A 21,299-nucleotide genomic window follows, 5' to 3' on the forward strand; every position below is an offset into this window, starting at 1 on the left:
GCCCTTGACCCGACACTAAAACGCCGGGGAGGACACCCTAAAAGTTCCCGAAGATCAAGCTGAGCCGGGACGAAGTGCGGCAATCCGCTGCACCAGCTCGCGATCCCAGCCATAAGGATCATCTCGGAAATTGACCTGCCCATCGGGGGTCACATAGGCCGTCCAATAGAGCAGGAAGACCGCGATCTGCTGAGGCAGCTTCGCGCGCACGGTTTCGCCGGACGCCAGGGTTTCGTCGATCTTTTCCGGGGTCCAGATCGGGTCACCGGCCATCAGCGCCTTGGCCAATTCGATCGGTTTCTGCAAGCGCACGCACCCGTGGCTGGCCAGGCGGCTGAAGCTGTCGAACTTCGAGCGGCTGGGCGTGTCGTGCAGATAGACCCCATAGGGGTTGTTGAAGTCGAACTTCACCTGGCCCAGCGCCGCCTTGGGCCCAGCCTTCTGCTGCAGGCGCGAACCGCCATCGCCGGTCGGGATAACGATGAAGTCATTGCGGGCCAGATAGCCCGGATGCGCCCGCTCCTTGGGCCACAGCTCCTTGGCGGCGATGGTCGACGGCACGTTCCATGGCGGGTTCAGCACGATCGAGTGGATCATCGACGACAGCATCGGCGTCTCGTCGCCCGGGCGGCCGGTGACGGCGCGCATGGTGAGGGTCGGGGTGTCGTGGCTGAACACCGACAGGATGGCCGCCGCGACATTGACCTGGATCCGGTCGGCCGGCAGGGTCTGGGGCAGCCAGCGCCAGCGCTCCATATTGGCCTGGATCTGGTCGATGCGCCGCTCGACGGGCGTGTTCAGCGCGTCCAGGGTCTTCTTGTCCACCACGCCATTCGGGTTCAGGCCGAAGCGCTTTTGAGCGCGCTGCACCGCCTGGGTCAGGGCCGCGTCGAAGATCGGCGCGCCATCGACGGCGACGGTCGGATCCTCGGCGGCCAGGCGCGCCTCCAAGGCCACGACGCGCGGTCCTGTCGAGCCTTCCTTGAGCGGCGCTCCAGGGGCCACCGGGAGCCAGCCGCCCTTGGCCGCGATGTCGCGATAGGTGACAAGCCCCTTCTGCAGGGTCTGATAGCCGGTATAGGGCGGCGGCAGGTTGGCCAGCCAGTCCGCGAGGCGATCCTGCTGGGTCGCCGCCACGAACTCGGGCGCCGGATCGTAGGCGGCGGGGCGCAGGCCCCATTCGTTCATGAAACCGCTGGCCGGCAGCCGCCCTGTATGGACGGCGCGGGCATAGGACAAGGTCTTGGCGATCAGTTGGGCTTGGCCCGAGGCGCGCGCGTTCGGATCGCGCGAGGAGAGCAAGGCGATCGCCTGATCCGGCGCGAAGTCGGTCGGCGCGAAGCCATGCAGCGGCGCGTCGGTCAGCGTTCGCAGCAACGTGTCGATCTGATCCGAACGCAGCGAGACCTGGTAAGGGTCAACTGGCGGCGCGTAGCTCCTGGGTTGGGCCGGAATGACGGGCGCGTTCTGGGGCTGCTGCTGCGGCGGACGCCCGCCGGTCAGCGGCGGCCGCTGGGACTGGGCGAGCGCGGAGGCGGCGGTCAGGAGGCCGAGCGCGATCGCCGACGCCGCGCTCAAGGTTTTCATCACTCGCATCACTCTCGAACAGGCCCGCCCGCGCGTTACGCGGCCGCGCCGCGTTAAGGTTTCAATGGCTGGTCGGGGCGGTCGCCGTCAACGCGAGTAGCGTGAAAGACGAGCCTCGCGCCCCTCCCGACGCCGGTTTTCTCGAAAGAGGAACCCGCAAGCCACACCGTCGGTTTCACCGAAAACGGGGAATACCCGCAACGGCCCGGGGCGTGACCATGACCAAACCTTCCCAGAAGACGCTGGACCTCTTTCCGATCGGCAACTGCGCGGTCAGCGCGCTGATCGACACGGCCGGACGCTTCGTCTGGGCGTGCGCGCCGCGCGTCGACTCCGATCCCGTCTTCAGCGCCCTGCTGGACGACGCCGATCCGGACGGCCCGACGGCCCAGGGCCTGTGGGACGTGCTGGTCGAGCGCCGCGCCGAGGTGCGTCAGGGCTATCTCCGCAACACGCCGATCCTGCGCACCGAGATCGCCGACGAGGACGGCGCGCGGATCGAGATTCTGGATTTCGCGCCCCGCTACCAGCAATTCGGCCGAACCTTTCGCCCGACGGCCTTCGTGCGCCTGATCCGGCCGGTGGTCGGCGTCGCGCGGATCACCCTGCGCGCGCGTCCCACCGCCGATTGGGGCGCGCGGGCGGCCGAGCACACCTCGGGCTCTAACCACATTCGCTATCTGTGCTCGGACATGACCCTGCGCCTTTCCACCGACGCGCCGGTCTCGCACATCCTGGAAGAGCGCACGTTCCGCCTGGAGCGTCCAATCGCCATGTATCTGGGCGCCGATGAAGGCTTCGACGCGCCGATCGGCCCCACCTGCGAGCGGATGCTGCGCGAGACCGACAGCTATTGGAAACATTGGGTTCGAGGCCTGGCCGTGCCGCTGGAATGGCAGACGGCGGTGATCCGCGCGGCCATCACCCTGAAGCTCTGCATGCACGAGGAAACCGGCGCCATCGTCGCGGCCCTGACCACCTCGATCCCCGAACACGCCGACAGCGGCCGGAACTGGGACTATCGTTACTGCTGGCTGCGCGACGCCTACTATGTGGTCCAGGCCCTCAATCGCTTGGGCGCGGTCGACGTCCTGGAAAACTACCTGGGCTATCTGCGCAACATCGTCGACCGGGCCGACGGCGGTCATATCCAGCCGCTGTTCGGCGTGGGGTTCGAGGAGCGGCTGACGGAACGTTTCGCCCCCGCCCTCCCCGGCTATCGCGGAATGGGACCCGTGCGCGTCGGCAACCAGGCCTTCGAGCACATCCAGAACGACGTGTACGGCCAGATCATCCTGTCGACCGTCCAGGCTTTCTTCGACGAACGGCTGCTGCGACCGGCCACCGTCGAGGACTTCGAGGCGCTGGAGCCCTTGGGCGAGCGGGCGTTCCAGCTCCATGACCAACCCGACGCCAGCCTCTGGGAGTTCCGGGGCCGCGCTAATGTGCACACCTATTCCTCGGCCATGTGCTGGGCCGCGTGCGACCGGCTGGGCAACGCGGCCGAAAAGCTGGGGCTGAAGGACAACGCCGCGTTCTGGAACGGCAGGGCGGCCCATGTTCGCAAGGTCATCGAGGACCGGGCCTGGAACGACCAGCTGGGCCGCTTCGCCGCGACCTTCGAAGGCGACGAGCTGGACGCCTCTCTGCTGCAACTGGTGGATCTGCGCTTCCACACCGCCGACGACCCGCGCAATGTCGCTACGCTCAGGGCCGTCGAGGAGGGCCTGCGGCGGGGAGCCTATCTGCTGCGCTACGCCATCCCCGACGACTTCGGCTCGCCCCAGACGGCGTTCAATATCTGCACCTTTTGGTTGATCGAGGCCCTGCATCTGTCGGGCCGCTCGGACGAAGCGCGGGCGCTGTTCGAGGACATGCTGTCGCGCCGCACCGGCGCGGGCCTGCTCTCCGAGGACATCGGCTTCGCTGATGGAGAGCTCTGGGGCAACTACCCGCAGACCTATTCCCTGGTGGGCCTGATCAACTGCGCCGTTCTTTTGAGCCGCCCGTGGACCTCCGTGCGGTAGACAGCCCCGCGTTCGGGAATCGATGTTGCGACGCCGGAAAACTTTGAAATCCGGACGTCACACGCCGCCCTCAACTGCGGGGTTTCAAGGTCGGAGGACAAAGTTGGTGCGCCGAGGTTTGGCTTTTGTCGGTTTCCTGGGGTGCGTGGCGCCCGTCGCGGTGCAGGCGCAGGCTCAGGACGTCAAGCCGGCCGTCGCGCCGGCTCCGTCGCCGACAGCGGCTCCCGCGCCGAGGGCTCCGATCAAGAAGCCGCCCCCCAAGTCCGTGACGCCCGAGGATCTCGACAACGAGGTCGACGCCATCACCATCACCTCGACCGGCAAGCCCTACGGCGCGGTGCTCGGCGACATTCCGCCGGAAGAGACCTTCAACGCCGCCGATGTCCGCGCGTTCGGGGTCAGCTCGATAGAGGACCTGTTGTCCGAGCTGACGCCCCAGACCACCAGCGGCCTTGGCGGGGATCCGATCCTGCTGCTCAACGGCCGCCGCATCTCGGGCATGGGCGAGATGCGCGACATTCCGACCGAGGCCATCCAGCGGGTCGAGATCCTGCCGGAAGAAGTGGCGTTGAAGTACGGCTATTCGGCGGACCAGAAGGTGGTCAATATCGTGCTGCGCCAGCGCTTCCGCGCCCAGACCGTCGAGGGCTTGGTCGGCAGGCCCACGGAAGGCGGCCAGACGAACGAACAGGCCAACTATTCCCGCCTGCGGCTGAACCGCGATGGTCGCATGAACGTGGCGGTCAAGCTGCAGCACAGCGACCAATTGCTGGAAAGCGATCGCGATCTGATCAGCATGGGCCAGACCGGCCTCTATGCTCTGGTCGGCAACGTCGGTCCCGCCGCGCCGCGCCTCGGCGCCGAGATCGACCCAGCGCTTAGCGCCCTGGTCGGCGCGCCCGTCACCGTCGCCGGCGTGCCCGCCTCCGCCGCGAGCGGTCGACCGGCGCTCTCGGCTTTCGCGCCGACCGCCAACCAAGCCAACACCAGCGACCTTTCCCATAGCCGCACCCTGCTGCCGGAAAGCGCCCAGCTGACGATCAACACGGTCTATAACCGCTACATCCTGGACAAAGTCTCGGCGACGTTGAACCTGGGTCTGACCGCATCTCAGAACGACTCCCTGCTGGGCCCGGCGCGGGCGCGGCTGACCGTGCCGGCCGGCGATCCCTTCTCGCCATTCAGCCAGGACGTGGCGCTCTATCGCTATCTGGGCGAGCTTTCCCCGCTGGGTCAGACCTCGCGCAATCTTTCGGGCCACCTGGGCTTCACGCTCAATCGGGAAACCGAGGCCCTGCGCCTGTCCCTGACCGGAACCTACGACCACGCCGTCAACAAGACCGAGACCGATCGCGGCGTCGATCTGACCAGCGTCCAGACCCGCCTGGCGGCGCTCGACCCGACCCTCAACCCGTTCGCGCCGCTGACCGGAACCCTCCCCGTCACCACCGACCGCGCTCGCTCGACTAGCGACACCGGCGATCTGCAGTTCGTGGCCAACGGCGCCCTGGCCCATTTCAAGGCCGGCGACCTGTCGACCACCTTCAAGCTCGGGCTAGACGGCTCCAGGCAGGAGTCGACCTCGATCCGCTCGGGACTTTCGACCGACACCAGCCTGTCGCGTGGCGACTTCAACGGCCAGGTCAGCTTCGACCTGCCGCTGACCAGCCGACGCCGAAACGTGCGCGCGGCGCTCGGCGACTTCTCGGTGAACGTCCATATGGGCGCGCACAAGCTGTCGGATTTCGGGACCCTGGCTTCGGTGGGCGGCGGCCTGAACTGGTCGCCGGTCAAGCCGGTGAGCTTCCTGGTTTCCTATACCGAGACCGACAACGCCCCCAGCTTGGCCCAGTTGGGCAATCCTCTGGTCACGACGCCGGACGCGCGGGTCTTTGACTACGTCACCGGACAGACGGTGGATGTCACCCGCGTCAGCGGCGGGAACACCGGTTTGAGAGCCGAAACGCGCCACGCCCTGAAGCTGGGCGGGACCTACAAACCGACCCAGATCGACGGCCTGTCGATCACGGCCAACTATACGCGCATCCGAACCGACAATCCGGTGGCGGGCTTCCCGGCGGCCACGGCGGCGGTCGAGGCGGCCTTCCCGGACCGCTTCACTCGCGACGCGACCGGAGCCTTGACGCGCATCGACAGCCGGCCGGTCAATTTCCAGCGCCGCGAAAGCGACCAGTTCCGCTGGGGTTTCAACTTCTCGCACCAGATCGGCAAGACGCCGCCGCGCCCCGAGCGTCCGCCGGGCCAAGGCTTCCCAGGCGCGGACCTGCTGCGGCGAGGCGGCCCAAGCGGCGGCGACGCCAACGGGGCCAATAGCGGCGATCATCCCTCCTCCGCCCCGCAAGCGGACGGCTCGGTCGCGTCGCGCGATCCGCAAACCCAGACCGCGCCAAGCGACGGCAATGCGCCCCGTTCGGAGGCGGACGGCGGAAGCCGGAATTTCGGAGGCGGTCAGGGCTTCGGCGGCGGGCGGGGCGGCTTTGGGGGCTTCGGCGGCCGAGGCGGCGGCAACCCGCGCGCCACGCGCCTGCAGCTATCGCTGTACCACACCATCCACCTGCGCGAAAAAGTCTGGATCGCCAACGGCGTCCCGGCCCTCGATCTCCTGAACGGCGACGTCCTAGGCTCGGGCGGCGGCCAGTCGCGTAACGAAGTCGAGGCCCAGGTCGGCATCACCCACTACGGCCTGGGCGCCCGCGCCACGGCCAATTGGCAAAGCGCGACCCACGTGCGCGGCGGGACCCTGGGCGGCGCGTCCAGCGATCTGGACTTCTCCAGCCTGGCGACCATCAACCTGCGGCTCTTCGCCGACTTGAGCGTTCGGCGCGAACTGGTCCAGGCCCATCCCATCCTGCGGGGCGTGCGCCTGACCCTGGCGGCCAACAACCTGTTCGATCAGCGACAGACCGTCCGCGACGCCACCGGCGCCACACCCATCACCTACCAGCCCGACTACCTGGACCCGCGCGGCCGCGTGCTGCAGCTCAGCGTTCGCAAGCTGATCTTCTAGCGCCCCCTAAATCCCCGCGAGCTGTCGGCGGATGCGCCTGGGCGGATATCCCTCGGGATCGAACCGGCCCGTTCGGCGTTTCCACCGGCATGTTGCTTACAACCGAGGGGGAAGTCGCCATGACCGTGGCTCAACCGGCCGTGCGTTCCGAAACCGTCGCGACGGCCTCCCCGCCCCTGATCGCGCCGCATCGCCTGGCGCTGTTCCTTGATCTCGATGGCACCCTGGCGCCAATCATGCCGCGCCCGGACGACGTGGGGCCCGACCCACGCCGCGCGCGGCTTCTGGCCCGCCTGATCGCGGTGCTGGACGGGCGCCTCGCCGTGGTGAGCGGTCGGTCGCTGCCGGACCTCGACCACATCCTGGGCGGCGGCGTGCGCGCGATCGCCGCCGTGCACGGGCTGGTGCGCCGCACCGCCGACGGCCAGTTGGTCGACCGCGAGCCTCACCCGGGGCTGGAGGAGGCTCGGCGCATCCTCGGCGAGCTGGCCGATTGCGAACGCGGATTGCTGTTCGAGGACAAGGGCCTAAGCATCGCCCTGCACTACCGCAACGCTCCGGCCTGCGCCGAGGCCGTCAACGAGGCGGCCGAGCGGCTGTCCCAGGCCACCGGCCTGGTGCTTCAGCAGGGCGACATGGTCGCCGAGCTGCGCACGCCCGGCGCCGACAAGGGCGCGGCCGTGCGAGCCTTCCTGCGCGAGACGCCTTTTACCAACGCCACGCCGATCTTTGTGGGCGATGACCTGACCGACGAGGACGGCTTTACGGCCGCCGACCGTCTGGGCGGCTTTGGCGTGCTGGTCGGCCCGGCCCGGCCGACGGCGGCGCGTTATCGGCTCAGCGACCACGAGGCCGTGTTTCGCTGGCTGGAGGGACTGCGGATCCCGATGGAGGCCAGCGCATGAGCCGGCTGATCGTCGTATCCAACCGCGTGAACCCGCCGAACCCAGCCGAGGGCGGCGAAGGCAGCGTCGGGGGCCTGGCCATGGCCCTGGCGGCGGCCTTGCGCGAATATTCCGGCATCTGGTTCGGCTGGAGCGGCAAGACCATCCCGGAGTTCACCGGACAGCTGAACATGCAGCGGATCGAGGGCGTGACCGTCGCCACGGTGGACCTCGAGGAGACGGACTATCAGGAATATTACAATGGCTACGCCAACAAGACGCTATGGCCGCTGTTCCATTATCGCGTCGACCTGACCGCCTATGACCGCTCGTTCGGCGAGGGCTACGACCGGGTCAACAAGCGCTTCGCCGAGACTCTGCTGCCATTGATCGAGCCGGACGACATCGTCTGGGTTCACGACTATCACCTGATCCCACTGGCCCGCGAGCTGCGGCGCATGGGTGTGACCAATCGGATCGGCTTCTTCCTGCACATCCCCTGGCCGGCGCACCAACTGGTGGTCACCCTGCCGCGCCACCGCGCCCTGGTGGAAGCCCTGTTCGACTATGACCTGATCGGCTTCCAGACCGAGGAGTCGCTGCAGGCCTTCGAGGGCTACGTGTTCTCGGAGGTGCAGGGCCGCAAGACCGAGCGCGGCGAGCTCGAGGCCTTCGGCCGCGGACTGAAGGCTCAAGCCTTTCCGATCGGGGTCGACGCCAAGGACTTCGCCCAGATCGTTCAAGGCGAGACGGCCCGCAAGGTCTACGACCGAATGATGGCCCACAGCGTGTTTCGCAAGATGGTCGTCGGCGTCGACCGGCTTGACTATTCCAAGGGGCTGGAGGAACGGCTGATCGGCTTCGAGCGGTTCCTGCACGACCATCCGGACCTGCGCCGCGAGGTGATGCTTTTGCAGATCGCGCCGCTCTCGCGCGACGAGGTCGAGGCCTATCAAGATCTGCGGACCCGGCTGGACGGCCTGATCGGACGGATCAACGGGGCCTACGCGGAGATGGATTCCACCCCCATCCGCTATGTCAATCGCTCGTACCGGCGCGACGAGCTGGCGGGCGTCTATCGCGCCAGCAAGGCGGCCCTAGTCACGCCCTTGCGGGACGGCATGAATCTGGTGGCCAAGGAATACGTGGCCGCCCAGGATCCCGAGGACCCAGGCGTCCTGATCCTGTCGCGCTTCGCCGGAGCCGCACGGCAGATGAAAGAGGCCCTCATCGTGAACCCCAACAGCCCGGAGGAAATCTCCGACGCTCTGGAGCGGGCGCTTTCGATGGACCTCGCCGAACGCAAACGACGCTGGGAGGCTCTCTTCGATAACGTCAACCGCGAGGACGTCACCGCCTGGCGCGACGACTTCGTGGCGGCGCTGCGGGCCGATCCGGAACCGGACGCGGATAAGCCAGAGCCCCAGGAGAAGACGCCGGTGCGAAGCCTGGATGTCGCGGCGAAGGCGCTGCGCGAGCGAGCGGCCGAAGCCCGGGCGATGCGCGGGTAGCCCGTCGGGCAGTCCCCGGACTAGCGCCCTTCTTCCATACCCTCGATCAGCTTCTTCAGCTTGGCCACTTCCTCGGCCTTCAGCGGACGGTGCTGGGCGAAGTGGCTGATCAGCGGCGCGAGCTGACCTTCGAACAGGCGGTCCAGCAGGCCTTGGCTCTCGGACAAAACATAGGCGCTGCGGTCGACCAGCGGGCGATAGCCGTGCTTGCCGTCCGCGCGTTCGGACTTGATCGCCTTTTTCTTCAGAAGCCGATTGATCAGGGTCTTGACGGTGGCCTCGCCCCATTGCTGCGACGCGCCGACCTCGGCGACCAGTTCGTCGGCCGATAGCGGCGCGCGGCGCCACAGCGCTTCCATGACATGGGCTTCGGCGGCGGTGATGTGCATGACGCTTACATCCGTAATTCTCGCCGACGATAGGCGCGCCGCCACGCGTGTCAAGCACGGGGGGCGGTCGCGGGGCCGAGGGCGTCACCGAAATCGCCGTCCGGCGCGACGGGCCGCGGCGGCGACCGTCGTCTTAGGCCCTCATTGTCAATGACACCGGTTTCCACTAGAGACATCACAAACCCGCCAAGCGGGGATGTGCGCCTTATTCGAGGGAGGAACCGCGGCGTGACCGTTTCTGAGGCCGACAGCGAGGTTTTCGCCCCCGCGGTCATCGCTCCCCAATTCGTCAAGGCCCGCCAGGATGGCGTCAGCGTCCCCGGCTATCCGGGCGGCGTGATTCCCGCGACGGTCGCGGAAGGTTATGCCGTTCAGGACATCGCCATCGGTCTTTGGCCCGACGAACTGGTTGGCTGGAAGGTCGGTCTGGTTCCGCCACAGCACCGCGAACGCCTGGGCGTCGACCGTCTGGCCGGCTGCATCTTCAAGTCCAAGGTCCAGGACGCCAAGAGCGACGAGCCGAACGCGTTCCGCGCCATCGCCGGCGGCTTCTGCGCCGTCGAGGCCGAATTCATCGTCCGCGTCGGCAAGGACGCCCCGGCTGACAAGACTCAATGGACCGCCGAGGAGGCCGCCGACTATGTGGGCGAGCTGTTGGTCGGCGTCGAGATCGCCGGAAGCCCGCTGGCCACGATCAATGCCCTGGGTCCGACCGTGGTCATGTCTGACTTTGGCAATAACGATGGTCAGATCATTGGTCAGGCCATTTTGAACTGGCGCGACATCGCCTGGGAAGATATGCCGGTCGAGACCTTCATCAACGGCCAGTCGGTCGGCGTGGCCACCGCCGCGACCATTCCGGGCTCGCCCCTGGCGGCCCTGGCGTTCCTGCTGGGAACCGTCGCGGCGCGCGGCAGGCCGTTGAAGAAGGGCATGATCGTCACCACCGGCGCGACCACGGGCATCCACGACGTGGTCGCCGGTGACGTGGCCCACGTGAGCTTCGGCCCCTTCGGCAGCGTGGACTGCGTCGCCGTTCCGGCGAACTAGAACGAGACGCGGGCGCGACGGCCGAACACGGGCAGCAAGTCCGGCGGCCGCCGCGCTCCTGACATTGGGAAGGAAGATCGGTCCATGGACGCTATCAAGCCGCCCGCGCCCTCCGAAAAGATCGGGCGCTATCGGTGGGTGATCGTCACGCTGCTGTTCGCGGCGATGGTCATCAACTATGTGGATCGTCAGACGATCGGCTTGCTGAAGGCCAATCTTTCCAAAGAGTTCGGCTGGGACGAAACCCATTATGCCGACCTCGTCTTCTACTTCCAGCTGGCCTATGCCGTGGCCTATCTCGGCTGGGGCAAGGTGATGGACAAGATCGGGGCCCGCTGGGGCTTCGGCGTCGCCTTCCTGATCTGGCAGGTCGCCCACATCGCCCACGCCGGCGCGCGCGGCTTCACCGGCTTCATGGTCGCCCGCATGGGATTGGGCATCGGCGAGGCCGGCGGCTTCCCGGGCGGAATCAAGGCCGTGGCCGAATGGTTCCCCAAGAAGGAGCGCGCCTACGCCACCGGCCTGTTCAACGCCGGCACCAATATCGGCGCCATCGTCACGCCGCTGGTCGTTCCGGGCGTCGTGCTGGCCTTCGGGTGGCAGATGGCCTTCATCGTCACGGGCGTCGCCGGCCTGATCTGGCTGCCCATCTGGCTGCTGGTCTATCGCCGCCCGCGCGAGCAGAAGCGCCTGTCGGCCGCCGAACTGGCCTATATCGAGCAGGACCCCGCCGACCCCGTCGAGAAGATCGGCTGGGCCAAGCTGCTGACCAAGAAGGAAACCTGGGCCTTCGCTCTGGGCAAGTTCCTGATCGACCCGATCTGGTGGATGTTCCTGTTCTGGCTGCCCGACTTCCTGGGCAAGACCTATCACCTGGACCTCAAGACCTTCGGCCCCCCGCTGATCGCCATCTACCTCATGAGCGACGTCGGCTCGGTGGCCGGCGGCTGGATGTCCTCCACGCTGATGAAGAACGGGGCCAGCATCAACAAGGCCCGCAAGCTGACCATGCTGGTCTGCGCCCTCCTCGCCGTGCCGGTGATGTTCGCCGCCAACGCCAGCAATGTCTGGCTTGCCGTGCTGATCATCGGCGTCGCCACCGCCGCTCACCAGGGCTTCTCGGCCAACCTCTACACCCTGCCCTCGGACGTCTTTCCGCGCGGCGCGGTCGGATCGGTCGTCGGCATCGGCGGCATGCTGGGCGCGTTCGGCGGCATGGCCTTCTCCAAATATATCGGCAAGGTGTTGGATGGCATCGGCACCTACGCCCCGATCTTCCTGGTCGCCGGCTCGGCCTATCTGGTCGCGCTGCTGGTCGTCCACCTGCTGTCGCCGAAGATGGAACCGGTGGAATTCGGCAAGGGCTGACCGGCGTCTGGACGGTTGGATCTAAAGATCCAACCGTTCGGCCATCAGCGCTCGCATCCCCGCCAGAAGTCGGACGCCCTGATCTATCGTCAACGCCCGATCACGACGCCCGGTCGCAAGCAGCCATGCGACACTCCGACAAACCCTGCTATGACGCCTCTAATCAAACTTGGGCGACATTGCCGGATATGATCCGCAAACTGACCGATAAACCCATCGCGATCGCCGCCGACCATCGCGGGGCGGACTTGAAGACGCACTTGAAAACCTGGCTCGCCGCCAATGGCTACACGGTGACGGACCACGGAACCAACCAGAGCGCCGAACGCGTCGACGCGATGGACTACGCGGTCGCGCTGGCGGCCGGCATCCAGGGCGGTCGTTGCGACTTCGCGATCGGGATCTGCGGCAGCGGCCAGATGATGGCGATCACGGCCAACCGCTTTCCGTTCATCCGGGCCACCCTACTCCATACGCCAGAGGAAGCCCTTTCGGCTCGACGGCACGGCGACGCCAACATGCTGGTGCTTGGAGCCGATCTCACGCCCCCGGAAACGGCCGAGCGCATCCTGGCGACGTTCCTGAACACCGCCGCCGAAGGCGACCGATACGCCGAGCGTCGCGAGCGCCTAGCCAAGCTGGATATTTCTGCGCTCAAGACCCTTTGACACAAGCTGTCGGAATGGATCGAGCGACGAGGCGCCCCTAAGCGGTCGCGCCTTCCGCCGCCGCGCCCAGTTCCCCGGCCGCGCGGGCTTTGCGGCCATAGACCACTTCGAACAGCGGGCTGGCCATGACCGTGGTCACGATCGCCATCAGCACCAGCATCGAGAACAGCGTCGGGCCGATCACGCCCTTCTGCAGACCGATATTGATGATGATCAGCTCCATCAGGCCACGCGAGTTCATCAGCGCGCCGATGCCCATGGCGGTCGAATGGCTCTCGCCCGTCAGGCGAGCGGCGACGTAGCAAGCGCCCCATTTGGCCAGGACCGACGCCGCCAGCACGCCCAAGGCGATCAACAGCAACTGGGGCGAATTGACCATGTCCATGCGGGTGTTCAGCCCCGAATAGGTGAAGAACATCGGCAGCAGCAGCACCACGGCGATCGGCTCGACCTTCTTCTTCAGTTCCTCGACCAGCAGGCCGCGCGGCATGACCACGCCCAGGATGAACCCACCGAAAATGGCGTGGATGCCGACGGCGTCCATCAGGAAGGCCGAAACGCAGAAAGCCAGGATGACCAGGGCCAAGACATGGGTGCTCATGTGCCCGTCGCGCTCGACCATGCGCCCCAACGGCGCCAGGATCCGAGGCCCCAGCAAGGTGACGAAGGCCGCCCAGGCCAGGCCGCCGCCGATGGCCAGGACCGCGACGCCAGGGCCGCCGCCGAACGTCGCCAGCACCAGCGCCAGCACGCACCAGGACACCGCGTCGTCAAACGCGCCGGCGGTCAGGGACAGCGTGCCGAGCGACGTCTTGGCCAGACCCCGCTCGTTTATGATCCGCGCCAGCATCGGAAAGGCCGTCAAGGCGATGCAGGCGCCCATGAACAGCGTGGCGTTGGCCCGGCTGATGCCGACCGCGAACAGACCCGGGACCTTGAGCAGGAACGGCGTGATCAGGGTCGCGATCAGGAACGGCGCGACAATGCCGGCGAACGACACGCTCATCGCGCTCTTGGCCTTGGCCTTGAAGTGCCCGGCGTCAAACGTCGCGCCAACCATGAACATGTAGAGGCCCACGCCCAGCTGAGCGCCGACATAGAGGACGTTCTTCGTCTCCTTGGGGAAAAGCGCGGCTTGAAAGTCGGGGAACAGCAGCCCCAGCAGCGAGGGTCCCAGCACCACGCCGGCGATCATCTCCCCGACCACCTGGGGCTGACGCAGCAGCTTCTGGCCCAGCCAACCCACCACGCGGCACGTCAGGACGATAACCGCCAATTGAAGAAAAAAATGAACCGAGAAGTCGCCGGGTGTGAAGCCGTGCGGCGCGCCAGCGGTCGCGGGTCCGTGCGCGCTCAGAATATCCGCCGCCGTGGCGATCGTGCGCGCGATCAAGTCCGACACCGTGCAAGTCCCCTAACGCGATCGGCTCGCCTTTCCGCCAGCCTCGGTCGCAAAGGACTGGGCCACGGCGCGATCGGGCGCGGGCATTCCTGCCACGAGCTTCATACAGTTGTTTTTATTAGAAAAATTTTCAACGTCATAACGACGCTCGGTAGTAACACACCCAAAAGACAGCCTTGTCAATTTGGTGCGCGACGACGCCGCGATGGCGTTCAAGCGATGCCCATGCGCTTAGGGGACGCCCGCCGTCGTCGCGACACGGATCGTCATGCTGAAAGGCGAGCCCGCCGACGAGGGCGCGGCTGCGGCGGTCGGCGCGATCTCGGCCTTCGCCGCCGCGACCTGGACCGGCGCGGGCTCGGCGGAGATCAGCGGCGGCGACGGCGCGGGCTTGGCGGCGACATAGATCAGGCGGTTTCCCTTACAGGTCCCGGCGTTGTAGAGGCCCTTCAGATAGCCGCGCCGCACCATGCCCGCCTTGATCGCCTGGCGGACCTGCTCGTCGTGCGCCTCGGCCCCGGTCAACCGCCGCACCCAGCCGCGCATCGGAATTACATCGGAGACCACGCTGGCCACCGCGCCCAGCACCGGCTTGGACAGACCGCCCTCATCGCGCTTCTTGTCCTTGGGCTCGTCGTAGTCCTCGCCCAGCACCGCGTCGAGTTGGTCGATCTCGGCCCGCAACGGCTCGCATCCCGGCGACGGCGGCGCATAGGGATCGGTCGCGGCCTTCTTCAACAGGTCCGGAATTTGCGAGCGCACGACGTTGATGTCGCGCAGCGGCGAGACCATGGCCGAACCCAGGCTGTCGCTGCTGGCCTGGTCCGAGGTCTGGGGAACCTTGCTTTGCTGGCCCGCCCTCGCCTCGGCCGCCGCCATGCCCAGGCACAGGGCTAGCACCGCCGCGCCACATCGGGCGACCGACGAACCCGCCCCTTGGAAAGATCGCGACCTCATCTCCAGCCCTCGCGCGATTGAACCTGCGGCCAATCAACCCGGAAAACGGCTCCGTCGTTCCCGATGCGCGCGTTCGTGGCGGATTAAGGACAAACCGCGGCCGCTCATGAAAAACCCCCGATCTTTCGACCGGGGGCTCGTTCTTATCCGAGAGACGGAGGGCTTAGCGGATGACCCGCGCGCCCTTGCCCTTCATCACGGCCTCGACTTCCGCCTGGCGCACCATCGAGGTGTCGCCCGGCGTGGTCATGGCCAGGGCGCCGTGGGCGGCGCCGTACTCGACGGCGGCCTGCGGGCCCTTGCCTTCCATGAAGCCGAACGCCAGGCCCGAGGCGAAGCCATCGCCGCCGCCGACGCGGTCATAGATCTCGAGGTTCTCGCGCATCATCGAGGCGTAGAACTCGCCGCCGGCGTACAGGATCGCCGACCAGTCGTTGACCGAGGCGGTCTTGGCGTTGCGCAGGGTGGTCGCGGCGACCTTGAAGTTCGGGAACTCCTTCACCGCCGTCTGGATCATCTTCTTGAAGTTGGCCGGGTCGATCGACGAGATGTGCTCGTCCAGGCCTTCGACCTCGAAGCCCAGGCAGGCGGTGAAGTCTTCCTCGTTGCCGATCATAACGTCGACATACTGGGCGATGTGACGGTTGACCTTCTGGGCCCCTTCCTTGCCGCCCTGCGACTTCCACAGGCTGGCGCGGTAGTTCAGGTCGTAGGAGATCACGGTGCCGTACTTGCGGGCGACTTCCACGGCCTCGATCACCGCCTCAGCCGTGTTGCTGGCCAGGGCCGCGAAGATGCCGCCGGTGTGGAACCAGCGCACGCCTTCCTCGCCGAACAGCTTTTCCCAGTTCACTTCGCCGGGACGGATCTGCGAGGCGGCCGAGTGGCCCCGGTCGCTGCAGCCGAGCGCCGGACGGACGCCGAAGCCCTTTTCGGTGAAGTTCAGACCGACGCGCGTGTTACGGCCCAGGCCGTCGAACTCGCGCCAGATGATGTGCGAGGTGTCGACCCCGCCCTGCATCATCAGATCCTCGACAAGCCAGCCCAGGTCGTTCACCGGCAGGGCGGTGACCGCGGTCGAGCGCTTGCCCCAGCACTTCCGGAAAGCGCGGGCGACGTTGTATTCGCCGCCGCCTTCCCAGACCTGGAACTGACGCGCGTTGCGAACCCGGCCGAAGCCCGGATCGAAACGCAGCATCACCTCGCCGAAGCTGGCGCAATCCCACTTTGTTTCCGAAGCCGGGCGAATGTTGAGGATATTGTCGGTCATTGGTGTCTCTAGGCCTTCCCACGAACCTTCTTGATCAGGTCTACCGTCTCGCGGACCTTCTTGGAGATGCCCGCGTAGTCCTTGGCGTCCAGCAGCTCTTGCGTGATGAGCTTGGAGCCCATGCCGGCGGCGACGATGCCCGCGCCGAACCACTTCTTGACCGAGGCCTCGTCCGGATCGACGCCGCCCGTCGGCATGATGCGGGTCCAGGGCATCGGGCCTAGCACCGCCTTGACGAAGTCGGGACCGCCGACCGACGAACCCGGGAACACCTTGACGATCTCGCAGCCCAGCTCTTCGGCATAGGAGATTTCCGAGGCCGAGCCGCAGCCCGGCGAATACGGGATCTTGCGGCGGTTGCAGACCTTGGCGACGTCGGCGTTCAGGATCGGACCGACGACGAACTTTGCGCCATTGGCGATGTAGATGCCGGCGGTCGGGGCGTCGACGATCGAGCCCACGCCCATGATCACGCGCGGATCGGCCTTATCGAAGTGGCGAGTGACCTCGTAGAAGACGTGGCTGGCGAAATCGCCGCGGTTGGTGAACTCGATGCAGGGCGCGCCGCCGTCGGCGCAGGCCTGGATCACGTTTTTACAGACCTCGACGTCGGGGTGGTAGAACACCGGGATCACGCCCTGGTCCATCAGGGCGGTCAGCACCGCCATACGGTCTTTCACCATCGTAAACTCCTTCCCGAAGGATCGATCTTGCGCGGAAGACTTTCCTGGGTCGCCGCGCGGGCAAGATTTCGCCGGAACTGGCTCAGGGCGATCCCTTAGACCGCGTCGCGTATGAGCGCCACATCCGGGGCTGCCGCAACGTCAATTTTGGATCGCTGGCGCGCTCGATAGGCTCGACGAGCCGGAACGCCGTGTCTCTCCCGTGCTTCCTTCCCCATAGCCTTTCAGACGACACCCGCCCCGCTCGAAGCGCAAAAACGAGGGCGTCGGATCACGCCGACGCCCCGTTAAGTTTGCGCAGGAGCGAGCTCAAAGAGCCGCGAACGAGACGGACCAACCCAAACGCCGGACCGAAACGTATGACCTCGGAGGAATTGGCCAGGCCACTTAGCCACCGGTGTCATTCGCAGATAAACAGAAACCGACGATGAGCGCAAGCGGGGAGAAAAGTCGGTCCTCGATAATGTCAACGACTTGAAAACGCGAATGTTTACGACAGCCCGAAGAACGGGGATCGCCTGATATCCAGAGCGCCCCGCGAATGCCGAGACTTGCGAGCAACCGTGAGGGTCACGGGCTCGAGGGCCAATGGGCGGGGAAGCTCCCTATCCGCCGATTGGCCAAGCCTTCGTGGGGAAATCGGAGGTCCGCGCGCTGGCCGATCAGCCGGTATTTCTCAGGCCCGCCGCGATGCCCGCCACGGTCAACTGGATGGCCAGGCGCAGGTCCTCGTCGGTGTCCCCTCCCCGACGGCGCGAGAGCAGCTCCAGCTGCAGGTGATTCAGCGGGTCGACGGAGCGGCCCGCCAAGGCCACCGACTCGGCGAGGTCTGGCTGGTTGTCCAGCAGGGCCGAGCCGCCGCGGATATTCAGCGCCAGGCGGCTGGCGGCGTCATGCTCGCGCTGGATGGTCGCGAAGATCCGTTCGGCGTTGGCCTGGTCCGGAGACAGCGTCACGTAGCGCGCGGCGATGCCCATGTGGCTCTGGGCCAGGGCCAGCTCCATGTTCGACAGAAGCGACGCGAAGAAATCGAAACTCCCCGCCAGGTCGCGCAGTTGGTCCACCGACAGCCCGGCCCGCTCAACGCCCGAAGCGAAGCCGTACCAGCCCGGCAGCATGAAGCGCGCCTGCGACCAGCTGAACACCCACGGGATGGCCCGCAGATCCTCGATCTTGCGACTGGCGGTCCGCGAGGCGGGACGACTGCCGATATTGAGGCCCACGATCTCGCTGATCGGCGTCACCGACCAGAAGAAGTCCTCGAAGGCGGGGTCGTCGTACACCAGGGCGCGGAAGCCATGGAAGGACGCCTCGGCCAGAGCCGTCATGGCGGACTCGACCTTGGGATCGGGCTGGTGGATCGGACGCTCGCTGGCCATCAGGACCGCGGCGGCCAAGCCGTCGAGGTTGCGGCGCGCCGTGGGCTGATCGCCGAAACGGCGGGCGATCATCTCGCCCTGCTCGGTCATGCGGATGCGGCCCTGGACCGTGCCGGCCGGCTGCGCCAGCACAGCCTCGGCGGCGGGACCACCGCCTCGGCCGACGCTGCCGCCCCGACCATGGAAAAGCTGCAAGCCAACGCCCATTCGGTCGGCCTCGAACGCGAGGGCCGAAGCCCCCTTCGCCACCCCGCGCCGGGACGCGACATAGCCGCCGTCCTTGTTGCTGTCGGAATAGCCCAGCATGATCTCCTGCACCGGCCGATCGCCCAGGATGGTCCGCGACAACGGAAGCTCCAGCCACTGGCGCAGTACGGCGGGACCGTTCTCCAAGTCGCCGATGGTTTCGAACAGCGGCGCGACCTTGACCGAGGCGCGCGGCGCCGCGCCGCCCCACACCAGCCCGACCTGCTTGAGCAGCACCAGCGGCTCAAGAATGTCCGACAGGGTCGCGGACTTAGAGATGATGTAAGCGCCGATACAGCCGTGGCCGTAGTCGCGCACGGCCTGGGCGGCGGCCTCCATCGTGGCCAGCTCCTTGGTCGTCTCCTCGCCATAGGCGGTGAACGGCGAGACCAGCGGACGCTGATGCGACAGCTCCTCGATCAGCACCTTACAGCGCGCCGCCTCGTCTAGCTTCAGATAAGCGACGCCCGTGCCGGCGCGCTGGAACAGCTCGTCGAGGGTCCGCTCGTGGACATCGGCGTTTTGACGCAGGTCCAGGCTCATCAGGTGGAAGCCGCAAGCCTTGGCCACCTCGACCAGGGTGCGCAGCGCCGAGCCCACCAGGCGCTCGCCGCCGTTGCGCTCCAGACTGTCGATGATCACGGTCAGGTCGGCGACGAAGGCGTCCGGGTGGCCGTAGGGCTCGACCTCGGTCGTCCCCGTGGCGAAGGCGACAGGCTGGCCCGTCAGCTTCTGCGAGACGGCGGTCAGGCGGTCGAAGATCAATTCCAGCGCCAGGCGATAAGGCTCGTCCAGCCGGTGGACCGACGGGTCGCGGGTCTGGGCCGCCAGCGCCAAGAGCTCCTCGGACACCGGCGTATAGGCGGTGGAGACCGCCAGATTGGACCACAGCTTGCGCACCTCGCCGGCGTACCAGTCGAGGATCACGCGGGACTGCGAGGCGAAGGCCAGCTTCAAGGTCTCGCCGTTGACGCCGGGATGCCCGTCACGGTCCCCGCCCAGCCAGGAGCCCATCTTCAGCAGCGGCGCGAGATGGCCGTGCGAGCCGATCTTGGCCGTCCAGTCGCCGTAGAGGTCGATGATCGCGGGCAGGATCGAGGTGCGGACGATCGACAGGGCGTTGCGGATCTCGTCCTTCACGGTGATCCGCTCGGGGCGATAGAGACGGGTCCGCCACATCAGCGCGATCTCGCGGAACAGGCTCTCGCGGATCTCCGCGTCCAGGTCCGGCGGCAGGTGGTGGCGGCGCAGGGCCATCAGGCGCGAGATCTCCGTCTCGCGATCGACCATGCTACGGCGGCGGACCTCGGTCGGGTGGGCGGTCAGCACCGGCACGACGTTCATGGCGGCGAACGTCCGGGCCAGGGCCTCGTCGCTCATGCCTTGGGCCTTCAGCGCCCGAACGGCGTCGATCAAGGTGCGGGGACGCGCGTCGCCGGGCTGAGCTTCGGCCTCGGCGTGGCGGCGACGACCGGCGACGTCCTCGCCGATATTGGCCAGCAGCGAGTGGCTGGCGAAAGCCCGCGCCAGGAACACGGCCTGGTCGGTAGTCAGGTCGGCGAACAGGTGATCGAGCACCGGCGCCTCGCCCGTGGCCTCCTCCTCGCGCGACGCGGCCTTCCGCGCCTTGGCCACCAGGTCGGCGGCCTCCTGCCCGTCCAGATAAGCGATCGCCTCGGACAGAAGCTCGCTCAGCAGATTGGCGTTCTGACGGACGTGACGGCTGGTGGGGCGGTCAACGTTGATCGACAGGGCCGGGTTGCGCATGGCGGACTCCGGGGACCGCCGGACGGACGATCCCGAACTGGAAAGTGTCTAGAGAAGGCGTCGGCGCGGCAGGTGCTGACGTTACGGCGCCCTCTAGAGCGTGATAGCCGAAAGTGTGAGCGGTTTCGGCGGTTATCACGCTCTAAATGTTTGATTTAGAGCCTTATTTTTCCGCTCGAATGATTCCATTCGAGCGGATAAGGCTCTAGCGCGCTTCACCGGAACGGAAAACCCAGGCCGCACAATGGTTGCGCTACCATTGTGGATTTGCGCGTTTTTATTTCGTCAACGCGCCAGCCAGCCGCCATCGACGGGCAGAGTAATGCCCTGCACATAGTCCGAGGCCGGCGAGGCGAGGAACACGGCGGCGCCGCCGATGTCCTCCGGACGCCCCCAGCGACCCGCCGGGATGCGCGCCAGGATCGCCGCGTTGCGGTCGGCGTCGTTGCGCAGCGCCTCGGTGTTGTTCGTGTCGAAATAGCCGGGCGCGATGGCGTTGACGTTGATCCCCTTGGTCGCCCACTCGTTGGCGAGGATCTTGGTCAGCCCCGCCAGGCCCGACTTGGCGGCCGTGTAGGACGGCACGCGGATGCCGCCCTGGAACGAGAGCAGACTGGCGATGTTGATCACCTTGGCCTGCCCGCCGTCGACGCCCTGCTTCAAGGCCTGCTTGGCGAAGGCCTGGGTCAGGAAGAAGACGACCTTCAGGTTGGTGTCCATCACCGCGTCCCAATCGGCCTCCGAGAACTCGATCGAGTCCGCGCGGCGGATGATGCCGGCGTTGTTGACCAGGATGTCGACCTTGCCAAACGCGGCGACGGTCTCGTCGACCACGCGCTGGACCGGTTCGGTCGAGCCGAAGTCGGCCTTGATCGACAGGAACTTGCGGCCCAGGCCCTCGACGGCCTTCTGGGTTTCCGTCGGCTCGCTGCGGCCTGCGGCGGCGATGTCCGCGCCAGCGGTCGCCAGGGCGATGGCGATCCCCTGCCCGATCCCGGTGTTGGCGCCGGTGACGAGCGCGACCTTGCCTTCGAGGCTGAACGGATTGGTCATGTCGAGTTCCTGTCCAAAATAGGCGCGCTC

15 protein-coding genes are annotated in these 21,299 nt (G+C 66.8%); 7 read left to right on the top strand and 8 right to left on the bottom strand.

The features are described 5' to 3' along the window. Positions 1-54: 54 nt before the first annotated feature. Entirely contained in the window at positions 55-1,587 is a 1,533-nt protein-coding gene (locus tag OR37_RS05645; protein ID WP_004616818.1) for a L,D-transpeptidase family protein, read from the bottom strand. Between the two features lie 218 nt (positions 1,588-1,805). Here OR37_RS05645 and OR37_RS05650 point away from each other — a divergent pair, with 218 nt between their 5' ends. The 4 genes from OR37_RS05650 (at position 1,806) to otsA (ending at position 9,037) form a co-directional block, all read left to right on the top strand. Beyond that, on the top strand, positions 1,806-3,614 hold the full coding sequence (locus tag OR37_RS05650) for a glycoside hydrolase family 15 protein (RefSeq protein WP_004616819.1): 1,809 nt from the start codon (positions 1,806-1,808) through the stop codon (positions 3,612-3,614). 145 nt (positions 3,615-3,759) lie between these two features. Next, positions 3,760-6,642: a TonB-dependent receptor gene (locus OR37_RS05655; protein ID WP_235046551.1), complete on the top strand. Its 2,883-nt coding sequence runs from the start codon at positions 3,760-3,762 to the stop codon at positions 6,640-6,642. Positions 6,643-6,761: 119 nt separating this feature from the next. Further along, positions 6,762-7,547, top strand: a complete 786-nt coding sequence (otsB, locus tag OR37_RS05660; protein WP_004616821.1) for a trehalose-phosphatase — start codon at positions 6,762-6,764, stop codon at positions 7,545-7,547. After that, positions 7,544-9,037 (top strand): alpha,alpha-trehalose-phosphate synthase (UDP-forming), encoded by a 1,494-nt coding sequence (otsA, locus tag OR37_RS05665; RefSeq protein ID WP_004616822.1) that lies wholly within the window; start codon positions 7,544-7,546, stop codon positions 9,035-9,037. Before otsB ends, otsA begins: the two co-directional genes overlap by 4 nt. A gap of 20 nt (positions 9,038-9,057) precedes the next feature. On the opposite strand, the gene OR37_RS05670 is transcribed toward otsA, so the two are convergent. Next, positions 9,058-9,426, bottom strand: a complete 369-nt coding sequence (locus OR37_RS05670) for a BlaI/MecI/CopY family transcriptional regulator (protein WP_004616823.1) — start codon at positions 9,424-9,426, stop codon at positions 9,058-9,060. Between the two features lie 228 nt (positions 9,427-9,654). On the opposite strand from OR37_RS05670, the gene OR37_RS05675 reads away from it, so the two are divergent. The 3 genes from OR37_RS05675 (at position 9,655) to OR37_RS05685 (ending at position 12,512) form a co-directional block, all read left to right on the top strand. Further along, entirely contained in the window at positions 9,655-10,476 is an 822-nt protein-coding gene (locus OR37_RS05675) for a 2-keto-4-pentenoate hydratase (RefSeq protein ID WP_004616824.1), read from the top strand. Positions 10,477-10,539: 63 nt separating this feature from the next. Then, the gene (locus tag OR37_RS05680; protein ID WP_035016998.1) at positions 10,540-11,844 is read left to right on the top strand and encodes an MFS transporter; all 1,305 of its coding nucleotides are present in this window, start codon (positions 10,540-10,542) and stop codon (positions 11,842-11,844) included. A gap of 125 nt (positions 11,845-11,969) precedes the next feature. Then, on the top strand, positions 11,970-12,512 hold the full coding sequence (locus tag OR37_RS05685) for an RpiB/LacA/LacB family sugar-phosphate isomerase (protein WP_081612880.1): 543 nt from the start codon (positions 11,970-11,972) through the stop codon (positions 12,510-12,512). 37 nt (positions 12,513-12,549) lie between these two features. On the opposite strand, the gene OR37_RS05690 is transcribed toward OR37_RS05685, so the two are convergent. From OR37_RS05690 to kduD, 6 genes are all read right to left on the bottom strand, one after another. Continuing rightward, on the bottom strand, positions 12,550-13,914 hold the full coding sequence (locus tag OR37_RS05690; RefSeq protein WP_004616827.1) for a cation:proton antiporter: 1,365 nt from the start codon (positions 13,912-13,914) through the stop codon (positions 12,550-12,552). A 231-nt stretch (positions 13,915-14,145) separates the two neighbouring features. Next, the gene (locus OR37_RS20675) at positions 14,146-14,814 is read right to left on the bottom strand and encodes a hypothetical protein (protein WP_200864122.1); all 669 of its coding nucleotides are present in this window, start codon (positions 14,812-14,814) and stop codon (positions 14,146-14,148) included. A gap of 220 nt (positions 14,815-15,034) precedes the next feature. Next, the gene (locus tag OR37_RS05700; protein WP_004616829.1) at positions 15,035-16,141 is read right to left on the bottom strand and encodes a sugar kinase; all 1,107 of its coding nucleotides are present in this window, start codon (positions 16,139-16,141) and stop codon (positions 15,035-15,037) included. 8 nt (positions 16,142-16,149) lie between these two features. Further along, complete coding sequence (locus OR37_RS05705; RefSeq protein ID WP_004616830.1) at positions 16,150-16,824, bottom strand: bifunctional 4-hydroxy-2-oxoglutarate aldolase/2-dehydro-3-deoxy-phosphogluconate aldolase; 675 nt, start codon at positions 16,822-16,824, stop codon at positions 16,150-16,152. A gap of 662 nt (positions 16,825-17,486) precedes the next feature. Then, a complete protein-coding gene (gene ppc, locus OR37_RS05715; protein WP_004616831.1) occupies positions 17,487-20,216 on the bottom strand; it encodes a phosphoenolpyruvate carboxylase in 2,730 nt (909 codons plus the stop codon). Between the two features lie 285 nt (positions 20,217-20,501). Further along, positions 20,502-21,269 carry a 2-dehydro-3-deoxy-D-gluconate 5-dehydrogenase KduD gene (gene kduD, locus OR37_RS05720; RefSeq protein ID WP_004616832.1) on the bottom strand — a complete coding sequence of 256 codons (768 nt, stop codon included), beginning with the start codon at positions 21,267-21,269 and terminating at the stop codon, positions 20,502-20,504. Positions 21,270-21,299 lie beyond the last annotated feature (30 nt).

The organism is Caulobacter vibrioides OR37 (assembly GCF_000372645.1).
Classification (GTDB): domain Bacteria; phylum Pseudomonadota; class Alphaproteobacteria; order Caulobacterales; family Caulobacteraceae; genus Caulobacter; species Caulobacter vibrioides_E.